The following is a 16,622-nucleotide window of genomic DNA, read 5'->3' as shown; positions in this document are numbered from 1 at the left end:
TTATCCGTTTGAATATCTTTATGAGATTATTACATATGGTTACAGTATTAATTATATTCTTATAAGTCTATCCTAACTGTAATTATTCCGTACTGAATTATCGTATTTCCGACCATCTTCTATAACGTAAAACAGCAATATAAGTCTGCACCTATCCTGTTAATCTTCTCTTACCATTGTTCCCAAACGTTCCTCCTGGGGGGTTCTGCCCATTACTTTCTTATAGGTGAAAGAGAAATGACTGAAATTACAATACCCCATTTTAGCTGCAATATAGCTGACCGGTAAACCGGTCGTTCGTAAGAAACCCCGGGCTGCACGCATTTTCTGTTCTGTAATATATTCTTTTATATTAAGACCCGTTTCTTTCTTAAAAATCCGAGATAAGTAATCCGGATTCAAGTGTATGTGTGAAGCTAGTTCATCCCGCCTGATATCATCCTCAAGATTCCGGTCGATATACTCAATCACCCGGCGTACCAATGCTTTGGGGTCCTCCTGGCTATCTACAACACGAAAATGTTTTGTAACAAAGCTGATAAGCTGCTTCATCTGGGGAGCAGAATTCATACCATTTTTGTATAGCTCAAGACCCTCTGCCGTACTAAACATGTCGTTTAACATACGCTGGTTTCCATCCATTGAATTATACAGCATCTGCATAAAATCCTGATAAAAATAGCGCAGGGTTATCCGGTTAATTGTGCCATTTTCGCACATTTCATCCAAAAGACCCAATGCCTGCTCCTCAACCGTATATGCAAAACCTTCTTTCATAAGTTCGTGCCAGTGTTTAATCTGGGGAATTCGAAACATATGATAACTTTTCTGTTCGATGACTCCAATTGGGAATACCCCGCTCTTAAGAAGTACATTATTATCCTTATGCGCTATTAGACTGGGCCATATATCCAAAGAATTATCCAAAATAAATGGACCCTCAAAATAGCAGGCAATGCTGCATTTAAAATATTGCTCACAAAAACTGTTCAGATACTGGAGCTGCCTGATAAGACCTTCCCTTGAAATTTCTTCCTTATCACGTCCCTGCAATAACATGGCAAATGTATTTTCTTCCATAAAAGCGAGTCCCGTAAGTTGATTATTCGGTGCAAAAATTTCACTCACAATATTTTCTAATGATGTTTCCAGTAAAGTATTATCCCATTTTTCAGATAGAGTACTCCATTTCACAATATGAATCAGCATTAAGTATCCTGGTTCACTAAGGCATGGTAGAACTGCTAGTTCAGACAATGTATGAATGTCTTTATTACTGCCGGAACTGCTTAACCAGTTCCGGATAGCATTACCCACTATGGATTTTTCCTGTTTACTGAACACTTTTCCCTTATTGTATAGTTTATCCTTATAGATTTCCGTATGGATTACCTTAACCGCTTTTTGTACCGTCTGATAAATTTCCTCATAGGGGGCTGGCTGTAGTATATAATCAAAAGCTCCAAGTTTAACAGCTTCTTTCGCATACTCAAATTCCGCGTGGCTGGTAAGAAAAATGCAATTCGTTGTATACCCTTTTTTATTCATCCATTCGAATAGCTGTAAACCACTTTCCACTGGCATTTCAATGTCACAAAGCATAATATCTATTCTTTTATTCTGCAGTATATTTTTTGCATCAAGAGCGTTTAATGCAGTATAAACTTTTTCTATCCCGAGCTTATCCCAACTTATCCCTTTTAACAATCCCTCAACAACAGAAACCTGGTCATCTACAATCAGAAGTTCCATAGTTACTCTCCTTCCACCGCCAGTGGCGGAATAAATTCTTATTGGCAAAGTGAATTATTACTGTTTACCTCACCTTCTTCCTTCATCAAAAACATAATTTCAACCTGTGCCCCGTCATTATTTGAAAATGTTATAGCTAAATCATCGCCATACAGTACCTTAAATCGATTCATTACATTCCGTAATCCTACCTGAGAGTTATTCTTTTCCTTCTCCTCTCCATTATTAAGTACTTTCAAAACCTTTTCCGGAAAACCAGGTCCATTATCTCGTACGACAATATCAGCCAGTCTTTGACCATCAATTTCATAACTTTTCGCTATAATCTGCACACGAAGTGTCCCATCCTGTGCCATTCCATGCTTCATACAATTTTCAACCAATGTCAAAATACTGACCGGAGGGACTTTGAGCATTAAGACATTTGTATCCACGGAGAGATTCAACTTCGGTGACCCACACTGACTTACTACCTGCAAGGAAATATAATTTTCACACATCTGCAGTTCTTTTTCCAGTGTAATCACCTCTGTACTAATATCAAAAATGTATCTTAAATGAGGTGATAGGCATAAAACACTTTTCTTAATTTCTTCCGTCTTACCAGCCTGGGCCAGTCCAAAGATACTTTTCAGGCAGTTTAAGAAAAAATGAGGCCGTATCTGCATGCGCAGAGCCTCCAACTGGGCTTTTTCGGCCATTAACTGCTGTTCATAGCTCTTGATTCGCAGGGTTGTAATCTCACTCATCATACTGTTAAAGGTACCGTGTACCTGGGCAAATTCGGTACCTTTGTATTTGAGGGGTCTTGCCGTCAGATCGCCTCCTTGTATCCTGCGCATCGTAATAACCAGATTATCCATTGGAATAAACAATTCATGTTTTAAATATAAAGCAGCACACACTAAGGAAAGTACGGCCGCACCTAAATAGATAACAGGACTGAAATACAGGATTTTAACTCTCTCATTATTTCGTTCAGAGGGCATAGCAAGTCCCACCTTAAATCCTGCTAATTGCTTTTGCACAATAATATAATCCTCTTTTTTCCCTGCATAATAAAACTCTTCCTTGCTATAATCCAGTCGAATACCTCTTTCGTCCATCCAATCTTTATTGGCTAGAATTGTACCTTTTTTAATGAAGAACACTTCGCCATCAATATTATAGTTAAGCCTGGCATTTCTTACCGCCTGAGTCAAATCCACCAGACAAACAGCATACGCGCCATTTCTTTGGGCTATCCGGCTCAAGAGCCAGCGTCCTGAACAATTCATCAAAAACCAGCCAAGTGGTTTATCTTCCTTTGATTTTAATGTCTGCTTTAATTCCAGTTCGATTCCTTGCTTTATTTTACCGTATGCCACAATTTGGTTATATTTTGTACGATATATGCCATTACCAGGGTTATACACAATAAAAGCTGTTATATCTTTATTCGCCTGAAACACATCCTCCATTCCGCTTAAGATTGCCTGACTTGCTTTTTCGGCCTCGGAGTCATCCTCTGTGCTATAGAATTTTGCAAACTCCTCATTTACCCAGGTTAAATTAATTAAATATTGTTCTGCCAGCTCAATTTCTGTCTGCAGTGTATTCCGATATATTTGCAGACTATTCATATTTGCCTGTACTACCTGATCCTGAATTTCATTCAGCGCCTCTTTTATTATGCCTGCAAATACTACTGATACAGGAATTAAAACATAAAGAATTGCAATCATAATCCTGTGTTTTAGTCTTAATCTGTTTTGTAATACTTTTCGCAATTTCATCTTCCATTCCACACGAAATAAATTAATAGGGTATCTAACACCAAGATTATATTATGTTTATTATTATGTCAACATATAAAGCAAAAGAATTCATCGAATTTTGTTGGAAATGTCATATTTATGATAGCATATGTCGGTTTTTGCATAATAATTCCCAAAACCAAACTCCATTTTAAGCTTATATATGTAAATATGTATACACGAATGAACATGAATTTTATCCCTGGCATCTTAAATGCGACAGAAAATATCAATAACTTTTTGAAACATACTCCCTGTCTATATTGATATCATAAGGAGAAAAGTTTATAATAATTAATTAACCAGATAATGCTAATTATATGAAAGGATTTTTTATCATGAATCAATCAGTTTATACCAGCGATAAGTACTGTTTTTTAACAAAAATATCTAACTTTAAACAAAAGAAGGCAATTATTTTACTTTTAACCTTTTCCTTCTTTCTTCTAATACCCTCTCTAGGTACCTTTGCTGCCGAGAGGAGTACCTCACCGGCAGGTATTGAATACCTACAAGAAAATACGCTTTACGAATATGATTTAAACCAAGATGGTCATAACGAAACCATACAGTATAAGGTAGCTGAAAATGACGATAAACGCACAGCTACTATAAAGCTGTATATTAATAATAAATTATACCTTACCAAAAACAACAATGGACTGTCCTTTAATATATACCTGCTGGATTTAAATCAGAGTGATGGTCATTTGGATTTATTTATTCATACGGTTTGGGAAAACGGTGGGGTTTCTGATGCATTCTTTGTACAATATAATGGAAGTAAATTGGTTCATTCCACCGTTTTTGAACCGGAAAAACTTACTAAGAATATTGATATATACTGTTATACCATAAAAAAGACGGACGGAAAGGGTGGTTTTACGATAGCCCTGAATACTCCTTATACTCCCTCCATCGGCTGTTATTACATCGAGGTATCTTATCGGTTAAAGGATGGTAAGATTACAAAGACCACAGCGAATACCTACACCCTGTCAGACGATTCCAAAGCATATCGGTATAAAGCTATAAAATCTTTTACCGCTTATCAAAGTCCTGGTTCAAAGAAATCAGCCTATAAAGCTAGAAAAGGTGATACTGTAACTTTTGATAAGATGTATATTACAAAAACCGGAACGGTTTATTTTAGGATGATTAACAGCAAAGGAAAGAAAGGTTTTATCCGGTCAGATATGGAGAATCTGTTTCGTGAGCTTCCTGCCTGGGGATAATTAATTCTATAATTATTCAGTAGAAGCTGTTACAAAATCATAAAATAATAAGTTTCTAACAAAAATAGTGATAGGGTGGAAACACAGATTATATCCATTTCCACCCTATCACTTTCATTTCGTTATCAGCCATTGTTCAATTAATATGAAATACAGAACAGTAAAAATTCTCTCCCAGATTAAAACTCTCCTTTACACTAAACCCAAATTTATGCAGTATAGTATTTAGGGTATCACAGTCTATCCGATGTTCAACCGGAGGTCCCATTGGTGTGGTTCGCTTATGAAACTCGATAACTGCCAGAGTCCCGCTAAAACTAAGAATCCGTTTTATCTCTCCCATCATATATTCTATATCAGATAATTCATGAAATACCGTACATAAGAAAACAACATTGCAGGCACCAGCAGGTATACTTTCTGTATTATTCTTTATCACTATATTGTTAAGCTTCTGTTCATTTGCTTTCGTATAAAGTATGTGCAGCATATCCTCAGATATGTCCACCGCATAGATCGCAGCTTTTGTAATCTTTGCTGCTGCAAAAGTAAAAATTCCTGTTCCTGCACCAATATCGCAGATAACTTCTCCGGACTTCAAACCAATTCGTTCCAGGCTTTTCATAGGATTTAACTCTGCCACTCTGTCTGGATTCTCCAAACGGCTAAAACTTTGATTCATAGATTACCTCCCTTCTTATTAGCTAAATCAATCTACAATAAACAACTTAGCACCTTTTTCCGTATGGGAACGATGCGGATTCATATCGTCGGCAACCTGGTAACTCATTCCGGGTAATAAGGTGAATTCGCTGCCATCTAAAAGCTCTGTTACTAGTTCCCCCTCCAGTACCAAGAGAACATGACCTTTGTTACACCAATGATCGGCTTTATACCCCGCTGAGTATTCTACCATACGTACTCGTATATTTCCCATTTCAAAAGTCCGCCAATAAGCCTCTCCGGTTACGCCTGGATGAATTGTCGGTTCTATTGTATTCCAGTCAATTGTGGTAAATGGAACTTCTTGAATTTTCATACTACCTCCCATTGCATGTCGTATCTGCAAAAAATAATTTATTTGTTACTGTATAAACGAAATGCTTTCCTGATTCACATTTGATCAAATTAACTCCACGACCTCATAAGTTCATTCCAATTCGTAATAGTTAATACCTCTTCTTTCATCGTATACGGCATATCAATAGCCCCAATATACCATACCGGAAACATTCCGGCAATTCTGGAACCAACGATATCACATTCATATTGATCCCCTATGTACCAGACATCCTCTGCCGGTAAGCCTGCTTTTTCCAACGCCAAATCAAATATTCTGCGGTTTGGTTTTCGAAACATATATTCACTGGTAGCAATAATAAATTCAAATTCGTGATTCGGTAAAAATTTATGGATCCTTTCCTCTAATGTATCGCGGCAGTAGCTTATATTACTGATAACACCGGTGCGAATACCCTGTTCTTTCAGAAAATGTAAGAATTCTGCAATACCCTCTGTAGCTGTTCCCGGCGATGCTGCATCCCAAAAAACCTGATCTAGTTTGCTGCTGGGTATAGAAAGCCTAATGCCCAGGGACTCATATAGATAAGCGGTAAACATAAAATTGGGGACTTCTATTTGAAATTGATGCCGTTTCAGCGGGTCAAATCTTCCAAGTTCATAATTGATTTCATCAGCCACCGCCTGAATTTCCTCCGCTGTCTTATTATATTTATTTACAATTGCATATTTTAAGACTTCTGATGTCCCCTTTACACCATCAAACTTAGCTTCGTTAACCAAGGTTTGTCCGTAATCAAAAAGTATCATTTTGGGTTTTTTCATTACCAGTACCTGCGCTTTCTTTTTATATCTATTATAACATAATGAAATGTTTACTCAATAATCTCATAGTATAAGTTCTTAGAATTATTAAAAGCAATAAGGAAATAAAGAGTAGCGATAAATAACACAACCATGCAAATTATTAATACTACAGGAATTAGCACCAGAGCAAATGTTAAAATATCCATAACCGCCAGAAATGTCCATATCGTTTTTAAATGCTCAGCGTCTAAAGATCTGTTATATTTTTTCTCTGTATCTATTACCCCCATAACAATATTATATGATATATAAAGTGTAATTACGGTAGATATGATTCCAAGTATATACCCTATCCCTAAACCAGTGGAAAGACCAATTAAATCCAACAGGTATAGAATTCCGGAATAAACCGCCATAGCGGTTACCTGTGGTTTCACCTTAGTAAATAGTGTACTTTCCTCCGACATTTCCAATATTCCATTTATCATGATAAGATAACCAGCAAAGTCCGGTATTAATCCGATTTTTGAGTTACCAAGATTCAGATTAAAATCCAGAAAAATTAAAATAAAACCAATGAATATATCTTTCATATTACTCCCATCTATGCTCCAACTCACATACCACTCCGTATATTCTTACTTTATAGCCTCCGTGAAGGACTCATAAGTGTATCTCAACCGTTTTTTTGTCGAATCACCATAGTTAATTGCTTCGACCGGACATCGATGCAGACAGCGCAAACAATTATCGCATTCCTTAAGCACCCAAGCCGCTTTGTTTTCCTGCATTACTATCGCATGAACCGGACAATTTTTCTCGCACAGCCTACAGCCGATACAGGAACCATTCGTACGAAAGGGTAAGGTGCTTCGGGCTTTCTCATATTTAGCCTGAATCATTGGAGTTAACTGCCTAATAAACCAGTTACTATGATAAGGTTTTTGAGTCCCTTGGATAATTCTGTCCAGGGCTTTTTCCGCATGGTATAATTTCTTTTTCTGAACCTCAAAAGATGGTATATTATGCAATATTGAGTAGTTTGTGACCATAACTAGAGAGTATATTATCGGTTTAGGCATACTTTTTTCCAGAAACAATTTTTCAACAGAAAAATCTCCTCCACCCAGATATCCGCCACAAGTCATAATAACAACTACTTTACTAAGATTTATAAATTCACTATTTTTAATAAAGCTTTCCATCTGTTTTGATATTCCCCAAAAACAATTAAAAGTCACCAGATATAACGTTTCACCATCTTTTAGCTGAAAGAGACTCTTATTTTCTAATTGAGTAACATCAAGCAAATCCCCATGAACAGTTTCATGTAGCTTTAACGCAACATGTTTAGAATTGCCGGTCGAGCTATAATATATTACCATATTAATTATCCTTCCCTTTTCAGTACTGTTTTTCCAACTAGATTAATTAACATTTTAAATTCTTGTTATTAAGATTGTATTCTTTTTCCTACCTTTTCTCAACCAAAATTTTCTTTTTAATCCGATTAATTTTTCTTAATACTACAATTTTTATATGCAACTACTTCGATTTGAAAAAACCCTCTCCTATTATTTCATATAAAGTGAGAGGGTTAATCTGTAGTAATAATGCTTTTCCAGGCTTACTATGCTGCTAATTAATTTTATGTCGCTTTGTAAATAGATAATTATTATCCTTGTTATATATTAATTCCTATATATTAATTCCTATATCAATTCTTATTTATTAATTCTTATTATTTCTTTTATGAATTCTTATTAATTCTTTTTATTAATTCTTATATGTAAACTTTACTAATTTTTCTCTTCATCCTTTGGGTCAGCGTTAACAGCTTTTTCAGCATTCATCTTTACATTCAGTTTATGTTTATTAATAGCACTATCCACTTTTGCTATTAATGAACGCCATTGTTTATCAGACATTTTAATATTTTGCTCCTCATCATTTTCCAATTCTTCCGTCAACTTTAACTTGATTTTCTCTTTCCAATTCACTACTTCATCTTTAAATACGTTAGCCATATTAAGTTCTGTACCCTTTTTTAAAGTACTAGATTTCTCAGATGATGCGTTCGTATTGTAGTATTCATTTGTACCTGTTATTTTCATATCAATTCTCTCCTTCTGTTTTTATCTCAGCCATATCTGATTACGTTCAATTAAAATATTACTATATATAATTAAATTAGTTTTTCTTCTTGTCATATCGGCATATATATAGTAAATGTTTATAAATAATTTTATTTATATATTAGTTGGAGGATATGGAAATCTAAATCAGGTTAATGATTTGTTACTGTCGATATCGGAAATATAATATCATATTTTATACTATAAAGCAGAATAAAGTGGTAACTGTTTAGTAAGGCTGACATAAAATAGATTGTGATTTAAATTATTATGGAAAGGATTGATTATATGGTTCCGCCCTTTTTAAGTTATATTACTTTTAATCGTATGGGTTTAACGGCAAGAAATTTAAAATCCATACTGGACACACCAGAAGACTTTGAAATGCATATTATTGACAGCAATTCCAAGGATGACACCTGGGATTATCTTCAGACATTAACGGATAGCCGTATTAAGTCAAAAACACGTTTAACAGTTAATTCAGGACCAATATTTGCTTTAAACTTAAATCTCACTAAAAGAAGACCTGAACAATACTTCTTCTCTATTGACAGTGATGTTTTAATGAAAACACCGGATTGGCTTACACGTTTTATGAGGGTCTTTAATACGTTTCCTGATGTAGGCTTATTAGGTGTTCAAAGAACAGCACCTTACCTCCCGGTATACCCGCCTGTTATACCTAAATCAAGTTATGGCGTTACCTATCTTGAACTTACTGCTGGTATTATTGATGCACCTCTGGATTTTGTACACGGATGCTGCATGGGCATGCGACCAGAATTAATACCTTTGATCGGCTATTGGAGTGAAGAAACCTGTTACGGCGATGCTGAGCTTACACCAAGAGTTATGCACTATACCCCTTTTAAAGCAGGCTACATGACTGATCAAAATATGATTCCGCTAATCGATATCGATATGACACAGAAGATATCCTGTGCAGAATGCATGGTACAAGGATATTGTAAGCAGGATAAAGTTTATAATACCTGTTTTAATATCCATAATAATTACCATAAAAATGAACCTTTTGTTAATTTATACAAATGGAAATATCTTGAGTTTTTTAGAGAACTTCAGGCTGGACAACGGACAGCATATTGTGCCTCTATTTATGACGGCAATTCCATTGCAAACCATGCATATAACAGTGCTTGGGCAATGGAGAATATGAATTATTATATTGCGAATAGTAATTAAGTAACACATTACCTATCTACCACTGAACTAATAACCATGGGATTTTATTATGCTATCCATTTTAAGCCTCATAGTAAAACACCACTTAATCGTCCTAAAGCTCTTATTTCTGGCAATTAAGTGGTGTTTTGCTATGCAAACTAAATTTTCTTGTACTGTTTACAATCAACACCGGCTTAGAATTTCTGATGTTTAATCTACTGCATTCTAATATAGTCAGTATCAATTAATGATTAATTATCACAATTATTAATTTAGTTATGATAATTTACTATTTCCAAACTTCTTCCTTTTATCGACAAAAAAGTAACTAATTCGTTTCATAGGCATATTATTAATATGGGCCGTATTTATATCTTTACGGTCTGATGTAAAATCTTTGACATGAAAATCACAAAATAGAGGAGTTGATAGAAATGTCTTTTAACGAATTGATAGTCAATGGTAGTTTTGAAACAGGAACTTTTCCACCATTTGTTCCATTCAATGCAACCATAACTTCCCTGTATAGCCACACAGGTTTCTTTTCCGCGCTATTGGGAGGTGGAACATCCGAATCTTTTATTTATCAGATTGTTCCAGTAACTGCAGGTGAACGATATGAATTTAAGGTTTCTCTGGCAAAAGTGGGTGTTGCTCCTAATTCTCAAGTAACGGTTGTTATAGCATTTTATGATGTAGCATTTAATTTTTTAGGATTAGGACTTTCATTAACGATTCCAGCTGGCCGCCTGCCAAATGTTAACGATAATAATACCTGGTTAGAAATTTATAGAATTACTGATGCTGCTCCTGTTGGCGCAGCCAATGCTTTTGTATCAATCAACAGAGTACCCCCAGCAGGTAATGCTGATGTAGTTGTAGATGATGTATCATTAGCCGCAGTAACTGGTGCTACCGGTCCTACTGGTCCTACCGGTCCTACCGGTCCTACTGGTCCTACCGCACCTACTGGTCCTACTGGTCCTACTGGTCCTACTGGCGCTACCGGTCCTACTGGTCCTACTGGTGATACCGGTCCTACTGGTGCCGTTGGTGCTACTGGTCCTACCGGACCGACTGGCGCTACCGGTCCTACTGGTCCTACTGGTCCTACTGGTGATACCGGTCCTACTGGTGCCGTTGGTGCTACTGGTCCTACTGGTGATACCGGTCCTACTGGTGCCGTTGGTGCTACTGGTCCTACCGGACCGACTGGCGCTACCGGTCCTACTGGTCCTACGGGTGATACCGGTCCTACCGGTGCCGTTGGTGCTACTGGTCCTACTGGACCGACTGGCGCTACCGGTCCTACTGGTCCTACGGGTGATACCGGTCCTACTGGTGCCGTTGGTGCTACTGGTCCTACCGGACCGACTGGCGCTACCGGTCCTACTGGTCCTACGGGTGATACCGGTCCTACTGGTGCCGTTGGTGCTACTGGTCCTACCGGACCGACTGGCGCTACCGGTCCTACTGGTCCTACGGGTGATACCGGTCCTACTGGTGCCGTTGGTGCTACTGGTCCTACCGGACCGACTGGCGCTACCGGACCGACTGGTCCTACTGGTGATACCGGTCCTACCGGTGCCGTTGGTGCTACTGGTCCTACCGGACCGACTGGCGCTACCGGTCCTACTGGTCCTACGGGTGATACCGGTCCTACTGGTGCCGTTGGTGCTACTGGTCCTACCGGACCGACTGGCGCTACCGGACCGACTGGTCCTACTGGTGATACCGGCCCTACCGGTGCCGTTGGTGCTACTGGTCCTACCGGACCGACTGGCGCTACCGGACCGACTGGTCCTACTGGTGATACCGGACCTACCGGTGCCGTTGGTGCTACTGGCGCTACCGGACCGACTGGTCCTACTGGTGATACCGGTCCTACTGGTGCCGTTGGTGCTACTGGTCCTACCGGACCGACTGGCGCTACCGGACCGACTGGTCCTACTGGTGATACCGGACCTACCGGTGCCGTTGGTGCTACTGGTCCTACCGGACCGACTGGCGCTACCGGACCGACTGGTCCTACTGGTGATACCGGCCCTACCGGCCCTACTGGACCTTAATAGGTTTCAGAAGCACACATTCGGTTTCGATGAAAACCCTCTAAAATACACCTATAAAAAAATCGTCATTTCCAATTAGTGAGATGACCGGCTTGTCAAAAAGGCAAGCCGGTCATCTCATAAACCTAAGAGCAAGAAACGTAACTCTTAACAATATACATAAGTTGTAAACTGTACTATAATATATTGGATTTCGTTCTAATTTTTTTATACTTTGAAAAAATCAACCTTCCCATTGATAAATTTAAGAAATTCTCTTTTTTCCATCTCTTCTGAAAAAACAGTTACCGGAAGAATATATGCCTGTACTGAACTAAAATAAATATAAATAGCTCTTTCTGTTGCAATAATTTTCTCAACCATTGAATAATTTGTTTTATTTTCTGTATTTGGTGTAATTTCATGTATCTTCTCTTCATCGAACTTTAAGATGGCTTCATTGCTATAAGGTAGCCTGCTTTCTCTTTTCATTTTTAATATTCTTTTATTCATTGATTTTAATATCAATTTTTCACTAAATCCAATCCACAATACAGATAAAATGGTCATTAATATAGCTTCAATCAATATTAATTCAAAGTCAGCACCTGCTATGCAAAATATAACAACGAACATAAAAAAAATAAATGGAACAAAAAATCTCGTGGTTTTTAAATATTTCTTACCAGAATTGCTATTTAGTAAATGATATTGATTAAATATTAAATAATCATTATCGTCTAAAGTAATTTTATATTCAAACATATCTTTCACCTCTAATCTACAACTATGCGTTTCTTATTTACTTTTGGATTTAACAACATATTTTAGTATATCCCTCAGATCTTGAAATGATGGAACTTCAACTGAAAATTGTAAATTACTTGCAACCGAATCTGGCTACGAATATGCCAGAGCTGATTGCAGCCAGATCCTAAAATAATTCTTACTAATCCAATAACAAAATTAGCCCGACAGTGCTTAATGCATTTTATATATCAAACAATTATAAAATCATTCTCTTCATCAAGATATCTGGATAAAATAAATATAGCGCACAATTCATATACATTAATCCTCTCTAAATACTCAACTCTATAACCTTTTAATAATTGTTTATTAATATTTCCAATAATGATACCTTTTTCATTTTTAAGTACACATGATCCATTACGATTCAGGAAAATATATATAACTTTTTTTTCTGAAAATAAATTTATTTCCATTTTATTCACAAATGGGGGTCTAAACATGAAATCGTTGGATACATTATTTTCATGTACTAATTCTGCTGTTCCTACTACCATTGATTCTTGGGGGGTTTTTTTTATGATCTGATAATTATAATTGTACTCATTAGATATACTATTTCTATTTTTTTGTATTTCCGTAATGTACCTTACTTTATTTTCAGTATCATAAATGCACCTTCTTCTTTTAATAAATGGGTTCTTGATTATTTTACATAACTTGTTATGTCCATCATATACAACACTAAATATTATGTAGTTTTTTAGAATAATCTCCATACAATGCCTCCTTTATCAAAAAAACAAATACAGGTCTGGATTGCAGAGTTATTTTTTATAAGAATCCCTCTTCTCATTTCAGTAATTTCCAAAAACCACCTTCCGTTAGTTTCTTTGCTCGACTGGATTCGCATTCCAAACTCACTTCATTAAGTATAAAACTGACTATTTTGTTAACTTCACAAGACTTGTATCGTTTGAAAAACATATTTATCGAATATATAAAAATTCTCAACTGTCACATTAATTTTCGTTTGTTTAAAATAATTCAGTAGAAAAGTAATATTAAATTACTATATCCCTTTTTTATCCTTATCTCAATCTATTTTTATAGTATATCAATTATTTCCACATAATTGACATTCCAACTGATAAAAATATTGAAAATGGTCTGTTCCTACCTCATCAAGCTTTCCTAAATTCTTTTGATGGTTATCATTTAAATAACCAATTATAGTTTGTTGTAGATATTTTTTTGTATGTCATATATGCCCCCCTTTATATTTTCATTATTTATACTGTTGCTATAATCCCCAATCCAATCTGTTAATAAATGTATTGTAATCGTTTCCTTTAGCATATCGAATACTTTCCTCCATCCTTTGAAAACCCGGAGAATAACAAATTGAATATTTACGGATATTACCTATCTCAGCTATAAATGTTACTGTTATCGAACTTGCTTCTTTCCATTTATTAACCATCCGCATTGTAATTATGGTTTCTCTTATTATTGCTCTTATCTGTCCATTAAAAGGATGTAGTTCACTCTTCGAATTTAATGAAGCAATTAATTCAATATGCCCATCTTCTCTAATTTCAAATGAAGAATTAAGCATTGTCTTCAACCTTTCTAATGCTGTTCTTGGAGAATGATAGCTAAAAAGTTCTTCAAAGCATGACACTATATCATCTTGTTGATATATATATCCAATTAATTCAGATTTCTTTGTCAATGAAACCAAACAGCAATAATTATCCCTAAACCAATTATCATTATCTATAAACTGTCTTAGTAAATCCAAGGCTTTTTTTGCCTTGACTATTAAATCATCATTAAATACAATTGCATTCTTAAACATCCATATTATTGAGTAAGTACTCAAACTGATTAATACCTCTATACTATTTTCTGCCATAACTTGTTTTCTTTTATATCTAACTATAGCATCCAATAATGCATAATACATATTGATAATCTCAAGTTCATCTAAAGGAAATAATATCTTACTATTGGTTTGAAAATGTACATAGGCATCACTTTCTATTAGCTTTCGAGCGAATTCTAATACTGCAATGTTTTTTTCCCAGAAACTATTCCAATTAGCTTCTAACATATATTTCTCATCGTCTAGGCTTTTATAATATGCATCTAGCAAACCATTTAGTTGTCTTACTAGCCATTTCTTTTCGTAATCAGTATAACTGGTTTCTATTTTATCGTTTTTTGTACTTTCATTATAATTTATTGGGTTTTCATAGCTTATTATATCTGATTTATTATGCTTAAATCTTTTCATACCGAATTCATAGAAAATACTTAATAAACTTCTTGGATTACTTGAATAGTTAATATCCTTTGTTTCGCTTAATATATCTTCTACAATGTAATCTTCCAAATTATCATTAATACTTTCATTAATTTCAATTTCTGATTCCTGCTTCTTTTTAATGTATTCAGCTGATTGAGTTAACTCATCAAACGACCAGCAAGCCTTTTCGATAAATTCATAAACTATGTCTAAAATGCAAGACAAATCAGATGTCCATAGACCATTCATAATTTTATGTCTAATAATCTCTTTTCGGTTATCATGAGTATATAGGATAGCTTGCTCATCTAAATACCAGCCAATTAATTGGTATTCAACTTGCTCCTTTTCTTTAACTGTTATCTCAAAAACAGATTTATTATCTAATAAACCATCCGGAGATTCTAGAAGTATTGATATTCCATTTTCATTCTGGCTAAAAAGAACACTTTTATTGTTAATATGTATCTCTTTAATAGGAACAGGCTTACTTTGTTTTAATATAATTTCTAATCCATTTGTAGCCAATAATGCAAATTCGAAATAAGTATTAAGATATTTAAGTTTTTCTACTCCATCTTTGACTGCTATGAAATCAATATTTTTTATTTTTTCAGGCTTTTCGATACAATTTAAATAATAGTCAAAACATCCCGATTTTCCTTTTTCAAAAATACAGGCCTCATAATTTCCATTTCTAACATTTTTACTAAGTGCAACTGTGCTACAATTAGCACTACCGTATAATACATAATCATTCTTTATCCCATGCAAAATAAAAACCTTGGCATGATAAAAATTATTGCTTTGATTAAATTTATTAAAACAATATGCTTTTATATCATCAGTAAGCCTATTTAGCATTAGATTACTGTTCCTATTCTGAACATAAATATTGCATTTACTTACTTTAAGTACATCTCTCAAATAATAAGTAGCTTTACATTTTGAATCAAAGAACGGAACGATAATATCAATAGACTTTATTTGATCGTTTATCTTAGTTAACAGTTGATCAATAATCGGCATTCTCATATTATCAATCCAAATTTTTGCGTTGTTTCCCTGAATGCTTTCCGATAAGTATTTTAAATCCCTAATATTGTAAAACACCTTATTTTGCAGGGGTATACTATTTTGCATGGCGATGAATTGAAACATTCGGTATGCACTTTGAATTATACTTAACTCCTCTTCATTACCTTCAGAATATTCATATTTTGTAAATACTTCTGTGTTGCTTAACATCCCTGCACAAGTTAGATTACCGCTTCCTACCATCAACTTCGCCTTTTCTTTGCCTAGTAGCAAGAATACCTTTGGATGGAAAGCGTAATCTGTCTTTATTGTATTAATTATATACTTATTACCTAGAGTAACATTATAGTCCCTCATAAGATTAACGGTTAACATTCTTCGATCCGTAAATAAAATTATTTTATTACAGCCCTGTTCCAACATTTTTGCTATAATAACTTTATTAATAAAATTAATATCACAACTATAAGTGGATAGCAAAGCGAACTGATAACCTTTACACATATTTAGTTCTTTAATAATATCTAATGTATCCAAAACAT

14 protein-coding genes are annotated in these 16,622 nt (G+C 35.3%); 3 read left to right on the top strand and 11 right to left on the bottom strand.

Features of this window, described 5'->3' with window-relative positions:
* Nucleotides 1-159: 159 nt before the first annotated feature.
* Nucleotides 160-1,752, bottom strand: a complete 1,593-nt coding sequence (locus QA584_RS12750) for a response regulator transcription factor (RefSeq protein WP_278274881.1) — start codon at nucleotides 1,750-1,752, stop codon at nucleotides 160-162.
* A gap of 38 nt (nucleotides 1,753-1,790) precedes the next feature.
* Nucleotides 1,791-3,527, bottom strand: a complete 1,737-nt coding sequence (locus QA584_RS12745; protein ID WP_278274880.1) for a sensor histidine kinase — start codon at nucleotides 3,525-3,527, stop codon at nucleotides 1,791-1,793.
* A 359-nt stretch (nucleotides 3,528-3,886) separates the two neighbouring features.
* Between QA584_RS12745 and QA584_RS12740 the strand changes: the two genes are divergently transcribed.
* Nucleotides 3,887-4,783, top strand: a complete 897-nt coding sequence (locus QA584_RS12740; protein ID WP_278274879.1) for a hypothetical protein — start codon at nucleotides 3,887-3,889, stop codon at nucleotides 4,781-4,783.
* 136 nt (nucleotides 4,784-4,919) lie between these two features.
* On the opposite strand, the gene QA584_RS12735 is transcribed toward QA584_RS12740, so the two are convergent.
* From QA584_RS12735 to QA584_RS12710, 6 genes are all read right to left on the bottom strand, one after another.
* A complete protein-coding gene (locus QA584_RS12735) occupies nucleotides 4,920-5,465 on the bottom strand; it encodes a class I SAM-dependent methyltransferase (RefSeq protein WP_278274878.1) in 546 nt (181 codons plus the stop codon).
* 27 nt (nucleotides 5,466-5,492) lie between these two features.
* Entirely contained in the window at nucleotides 5,493-5,822 is a 330-nt protein-coding gene (locus QA584_RS12730; protein WP_278274877.1) for a DHCW motif cupin fold protein, read from the bottom strand.
* An 89-nt stretch (nucleotides 5,823-5,911) separates the two neighbouring features.
* Nucleotides 5,912-6,628, bottom strand: a complete 717-nt coding sequence (locus QA584_RS12725) for an HAD family hydrolase (protein WP_278274876.1) — start codon at nucleotides 6,626-6,628, stop codon at nucleotides 5,912-5,914.
* Nucleotides 6,629-6,678: 50 nt separating this feature from the next.
* Entirely contained in the window at nucleotides 6,679-7,203 is a 525-nt protein-coding gene (locus QA584_RS12720) for a hypothetical protein (RefSeq protein ID WP_278274875.1), read from the bottom strand.
* 45 nt (nucleotides 7,204-7,248) lie between these two features.
* Nucleotides 7,249-7,995 (bottom strand): EFR1 family ferrodoxin, encoded by a 747-nt coding sequence (locus QA584_RS12715; RefSeq protein ID WP_278274874.1) that lies wholly within the window; start codon nucleotides 7,993-7,995, stop codon nucleotides 7,249-7,251.
* 414 nt (nucleotides 7,996-8,409) lie between these two features.
* On the bottom strand, nucleotides 8,410-8,724 hold the full coding sequence (locus QA584_RS12710; RefSeq protein WP_278274873.1) for a hypothetical protein: 315 nt from the start codon (nucleotides 8,722-8,724) through the stop codon (nucleotides 8,410-8,412).
* A 291-nt stretch (nucleotides 8,725-9,015) separates the two neighbouring features.
* Between QA584_RS12710 and QA584_RS12705 the strand changes: the two genes are divergently transcribed.
* Together QA584_RS12705 and QA584_RS12700 are read left to right on the top strand one after the other, a co-directional pair.
* Nucleotides 9,016-9,951, top strand: coding sequence for a glycosyltransferase (locus QA584_RS12705; RefSeq protein ID WP_278274872.1), 936 nt, complete (start codon nucleotides 9,016-9,018; stop codon nucleotides 9,949-9,951).
* Between the two features lie 416 nt (nucleotides 9,952-10,367).
* Nucleotides 10,368-12,002: an NTTRR-F1 domain gene (locus tag QA584_RS12700; protein WP_278274871.1), complete on the top strand. Its 1,635-nt coding sequence runs from the start codon at nucleotides 10,368-10,370 to the stop codon at nucleotides 12,000-12,002.
* A gap of 207 nt (nucleotides 12,003-12,209) precedes the next feature.
* On the opposite strand, the gene QA584_RS12695 is transcribed toward QA584_RS12700, so the two are convergent.
* The 3 genes from QA584_RS12695 to QA584_RS12685 all read right to left on the bottom strand — a co-directional run bounded on the left by QA584_RS12695 (nucleotide 12,210) and on the right by QA584_RS12685 (nucleotide 16,617).
* On the bottom strand, nucleotides 12,210-12,746 hold the full coding sequence (locus tag QA584_RS12695) for a YcxB family protein (RefSeq protein ID WP_278274870.1): 537 nt from the start codon (nucleotides 12,744-12,746) through the stop codon (nucleotides 12,210-12,212).
* 233 nt (nucleotides 12,747-12,979) lie between these two features.
* Nucleotides 12,980-13,510, bottom strand: a complete 531-nt coding sequence (locus QA584_RS12690; RefSeq protein WP_278274869.1) for a hypothetical protein — start codon at nucleotides 13,508-13,510, stop codon at nucleotides 12,980-12,982.
* A gap of 524 nt (nucleotides 13,511-14,034) precedes the next feature.
* Nucleotides 14,035-16,617, bottom strand: coding sequence for a hypothetical protein (locus QA584_RS12685; RefSeq protein ID WP_278274868.1), 2,583 nt, complete (start codon nucleotides 16,615-16,617; stop codon nucleotides 14,035-14,037).
* Nucleotides 16,618-16,622: the final 5 nt, after the last annotated feature.

It is taken from the genome of Anaerocolumna sp. AGMB13025 (genome assembly GCF_029689925.1).
Classification (GTDB): Bacteria; Bacillota; Clostridia; order Lachnospirales; family Lachnospiraceae; genus Anaerocolumna.
Note: the sequence above shows the minus strand (reverse complement) of the source record. Positions and strands in the feature narration are given on the sequence as shown.

What these genes read in the sequence shown, in the direction of transcription:
- QA584_RS12750 (WP_278274881.1), bottom strand. Translation starts at nt 1,752, where the DNA reads ATGGAACTTCTGATTGTAGATGACCAGGTTTCTGTTGTTGAGGGATTG.
- QA584_RS12745 (WP_278274880.1), bottom strand. Translation starts at nt 3,527, where the DNA reads ATGAAATTGCGAAAAGTATTACAAAACAGATTAAGACTAAAACACAGG.
- QA584_RS12740 (WP_278274879.1), top strand. Translation starts at nt 3,887, where the DNA reads ATGAATCAATCAGTTTATACCAGCGATAAGTACTGTTTTTTAACAAAA.
- QA584_RS12735 (WP_278274878.1), bottom strand. Translation starts at nt 5,465, where the DNA reads ATGAATCAAAGTTTTAGCCGTTTGGAGAATCCAGACAGAGTGGCAGAG.
- QA584_RS12730 (WP_278274877.1), bottom strand. Translation starts at nt 5,822, where the DNA reads ATGAAAATTCAAGAAGTTCCATTTACCACAATTGACTGGAATACAATA.
- QA584_RS12725 (WP_278274876.1), bottom strand. Translation starts at nt 6,628, where the DNA reads ATGAAAAAACCCAAAATGATACTTTTTGATTACGGACAAACCTTGGTT.
- QA584_RS12720 (WP_278274875.1), bottom strand. Translation starts at nt 7,203, where the DNA reads ATGAAAGATATATTCATTGGTTTTATTTTAATTTTTCTGGATTTTAAT.
- QA584_RS12715 (WP_278274874.1), bottom strand. Translation starts at nt 7,995, where the DNA reads ATGGTAATATATTATAGCTCGACCGGCAATTCTAAACATGTTGCGTTA.
- QA584_RS12710 (WP_278274873.1), bottom strand. Translation starts at nt 8,724, where the DNA reads ATGAAAATAACAGGTACAAATGAATACTACAATACGAACGCATCATCT.
- QA584_RS12705 (WP_278274872.1), top strand. Translation starts at nt 9,016, where the DNA reads ATGGAAAGGATTGATTATATGGTTCCGCCCTTTTTAAGTTATATTACT.
- QA584_RS12700 (WP_278274871.1), top strand. Translation starts at nt 10,368, where the DNA reads ATGTCTTTTAACGAATTGATAGTCAATGGTAGTTTTGAAACAGGAACT.
- QA584_RS12695 (WP_278274870.1), bottom strand. Translation starts at nt 12,746, where the DNA reads ATGTTTGAATATAAAATTACTTTAGACGATAATGATTATTTAATATTT.
- QA584_RS12690 (WP_278274869.1), bottom strand. Translation starts at nt 13,510, where the DNA reads ATGGAGATTATTCTAAAAAACTACATAATATTTAGTGTTGTATATGAT.